The sequence below is a fragment of the Methanobrevibacter sp. genome, assembly GCF_045120835.1.
Lineage (GTDB): Archaea > Methanobacteriota > Methanobacteria > Methanobacteriales > Methanobacteriaceae > Methanocatella.
This window is the reverse complement of sequence record NZ_JBGVFE010000110.1, coordinates 1-4,213: the sequence shown is the minus strand read 5'-3', so window position 1 is coordinate 4,213 and position 4,213 is coordinate 1. Positions and strand designations below refer to the sequence as shown.

The 4,213-nt window shown below is 32.7% G+C and carries 1 protein-coding gene; it reads right to left on the bottom strand.

Annotated features, from left to right (window positions below):
• On the bottom strand, positions 1-3,718 hold a 3,718-nt coding region (locus ACJMLO_RS09690; RefSeq protein ID WP_405296275.1), incomplete at its 3' end, for an AMP-binding protein.
• Between the last annotated feature and the right edge of the window lie 495 nt (positions 3,719-4,213).

The window sequence follows — 4,213 nt, the reverse complement described above, 5'->3', positions numbered from 1 at the left end:
ACAAATCATATTTCATAACTGAATTGATTAAATCTGAGGAATAATCAAGGAATGAATTGGCATCATTATTTGAACAGTCAATAAGAACAGGCAACGTCTTGACAAACATTCCTACGGAGTCTGATAAATCAATATGTCCTCTTCCATCTTCAATGATATTGAAAAGAATCTTATCCGAACTTGTGAATCTTGATAAGGTATAAGCAAAAACGCTTGCAAAGAACTGGTTATGTGTCAGTTTATGACTTTGTAAAAATGAATTCAAATCCTCAAAATCAATATCAAATGAATCGATGAATTCAAACTCGTCATTATCGTCATTAACTGACGGCAGCAAATCATGGATTTCCTCCACGTCCGCCAGCATGAGGGAAAAGAATTCATGAGCGCCATCCATATAATCGGAATCGATATTTTCTTCAAATGAAATCTGCCTCAATAATCCGTAATCGGTAAAATCAGTTTCTTCGCCGCTTAAGATTGAAATTAATCTGTTTAATAAAATTTTTAGTGACGTACCGTCAAAAATCATATGATGGAAATCGGCACATAGGCTATTTTCAACAATAAGGAATCTTGACAATGATTTGTCAAATTTGAATGGCTTAACGAAGGATTTTATGTCATTGACTGATCCTTCATTAATTTCAGGCTCGCCGTCAAAGGTAAAGAAAAGGTCTCCATCATCATTTAATATCCGTGCCTTTAAAACAGGAAATACTTCAAACAATTTAATTAATGCATTCCGGATTTCCTCCACTGAATAGTTGTCATTGAAATCTATTTTAAATGGGTTGTTGTATGCAGTGCCCATATCGTTAACGCTTTCGTCAAGATAAACGTTTAAATGTGATTCTGATAGGGGCCATGCTTTGTCAAAAGTATAATTATCATCATCGATTGGTGTGTGAATGTTTAAATTAAATTTAATGTGATTTGCTATATTATTTGGCGTTGAAAGTTCAATAAGTTCGTTTGATGAGAGATAAACGCCTAACTTTTCATTCACTGCCAGCTGCAGCTTCATTGCAGAGAGTGAATTCCCTCCCAAAGCAATGAAATCATCATCAATCAAAACAAAGTCAAGATTCAGGACTTCCTTAAAGGCATCAGCGACAGCTCTTATGACCTCATCAGCTATTTCAATGCTCTCATTATTAATTGCTGTTTTCAATCGGGACTTATCTATTTTACCGTTTATATTCAACGGAATCTCGTCCAGTTCAATGAAAAGAGATGGAATCATATAATAAGGCAGTTCATCCATTAAAGCCTCTTTTACTTCATTGATATCCAAATTATCATCAGTTGTGTAATATGCAATTAAGTTATCATTGTCAACATCTAGATAAATGTCTAAAATCTCATTAAAGCCGTTCATTATTCTTAGGATTTCATCCGATTCTATACGGAATCCTCTGACGGAAAGTTGATCATCTTCACGTCCGATGATTTCTATTTCACCATCAAAATTGTAAAATCCTATATCTCCAGTACGATACATTATCCTATTATATTCAGAATCGCTTAAAGGATTTTCTATAAATAATTCATCTGTCAATTCAGGATTGTCAAGGTATCCACGACTCATGAAATTGTTGGAAACGCAAATTTCTCCCGGAACTCCTATAGGCATCTGATTATTTTCATCATCTAAAATATAAACATCAGTATTGGCAACAGGACTGCCCAGAGGTACATTATTGTCTTTAATGTCTTTTGAATCATATATTTTTGTTACACCACAGATTATTTCTGTAGTTCCATAGAAATTAACCAACCTGGTGTGTTTTTTCTTTTTGCTCAATTCATTGAGTTTGGCACCTGCCAATACAAGATAATCCAGTTGTAGGTCTTCATTTTCATAAATTGGAATGCCGATACCTGGAGGCAGAATAATACTGTTTAGATGATTTTCCTTAAGCTCCTTAATTAACAGCAAACTGTCCTTCTGCTCCTTTTCATTGAATATTCTGCAGCATCCTCCAAAATAGAGCGTCGCATAGATTACAAATGATGCTACAAAGGTAAAGCCCAAATAGTGACCTATTACGTCACCTTCGGAATAGTTGAAGATTTCTTTGAATGATGTTCCCACTCTTGGAAGTTGGCTGTTGGAAACCATCACTCCTTTAGGAAGTCCTGTAGTTCCGGATGTGAATAGTATTGTGAATAAATCGTCGCCCATGGTGGTAATTTCAACATCCGCCTCATCCGAATCATTCAAGTCTTCCAAATAAATGACCTTCTGTTTTAAATCAAAGGAATCCGCTATTGTTTTAGTTGCAATTATATATTCGCTTTGGCTTAGGTTAAGCATGTATTCAATACGCTTTATCGGATAGAAAAGGTCAATCGGAACGAATGTGGCATTAATCTTATTTAATGCCAATACAATTTCCGGAAAGTGATAATCCCTCATAAGCATTAATGCAACACGGCTTCCCTGACCAATGTTATAGTTTTCCCTTAAGTCATTGGCAATTGAATTGCTTGACTTTTCAAGCTCACCGAAAGTAATTTTATTGACGCCGTCATCAACTGCGAGAGCATCCGGATTATTCAAGGCGTTTTCACGAAAACCATGTGATAAAAATCTATTTTCATCGACTTTAGCTCGTTTTCCCTTGCAATATTTTAAAAGCAATGCCTTTTCTTCACTGGAAAGTACATCAATATCTCGGATTAACTGGGTCGGGAAATGTAAAAGCTCATCAATCAAGCTTTCAATATTTCCAACCATATGATTAATGTAAATATCTGAAAATAAATTCGAATTGTAGACAAGCTCCAATGAATCATTATAGATGTTTAAGGTTAATGCGGAGTTATCTCCGTTTAAGACACGAATGTTCCTATTTAAATCAGTGAAATCATGGATTGAATAATAAGAGGGGTTCTCATCTAAGTAACAGGTAATGTCAACTTTTGTTTTTTCAAGGGCATTAACTAATGTCTGTCTGAATACATCAATTAAATCGTTGAATGAGTTTTCCCTGTTAACGTCAACTTTTAAAAGAGCATTTTTATCTAAAACTACGTTTTCTTGAGGGATAACAGTTTTTAAAATGCTTCCGTCAAGTCTGTCGATGCGTGACAAGTACATTGAGAATGCGCTTCCATAAAACTCAAATAATGAGCAACTGTTAGCGTTAATGAAAGAGTTGACAGAATCCTCATTGACATTGATTGTTTGGCTTTTGCAGTTGTTATCCTTTAGGTTATAGAATTTGACGTGATTGTTTGAGTTTAAAATAAAATTTTTCCAGTAATTTTTATTCTTTTTAAAATCAGGGGAGTTCAGGTAATCATTAACTTTAGTATAATGTGTATCCAAATCATTTCTTAAAGAGGATTTATTTAAATCATCGAATAATTCATAAAAGTCGTTTATTGAAGTGTAATCAAATATCAGGGAACTTATATTGGCTAAAATTTTGAATTTATCATTATCTTTTAAAACCATGAATTTATAAAGAGGCACATTAATTGAATCATCAAAATCTAACTTAAAAAAGGAATCTGTGAGGTCACCTATATCTTTTTTAAAATCCAAAACATCAATGAAGCGATAATCAATATCTTCATTGATTAAAATTGCATTGTAATCTTCATCAAGCTGCCAATTGAAAATGCCTTTTGCCTTTTTGAAAGCCTCTTCAATAACATTGTAATTGCAATCCTCCAGATTCATTACAAATTTAACATTATTCTTCAATTAAAATTCTCTCCTTAAAATTCAAAGAGGTCATAATCCATAGAAGCAGTAGCTTGAAAAATGACATTACTCATAAATTATTATTATATTTATAATAAACCATTTAATATTTTTGTGATTTTAGATATCTTGTCAATTTTTTAGTTGGAATTTTATTTTTTTTTCATCCAGCTATTTCTGTTGTAGATTTGATTAAATACTCTTTGTTCTGTTCTGTATCTTTTTTTTTCGGATTTTGGTAGTGTTGTATGAAAGTATTTTTTATCTTTAAAATGCAAGAATACCACAACTTCTGCAAGTTGTGGATGAATTGCACTATTGGGTGTACTGTCTTTTTTAATTAATTTTATTGTATTTTATTTTATTTGCGTTTTTTTGAGGCTATTTTATGTCATGAATTTTTATTCAGTATACTTTTTTGTTATTGGATTATTAAATAATTGCTTTGGGTATGAAAAATTGTTTTGGTTTTGAAAAATTGCTCTGAGTTCGTTA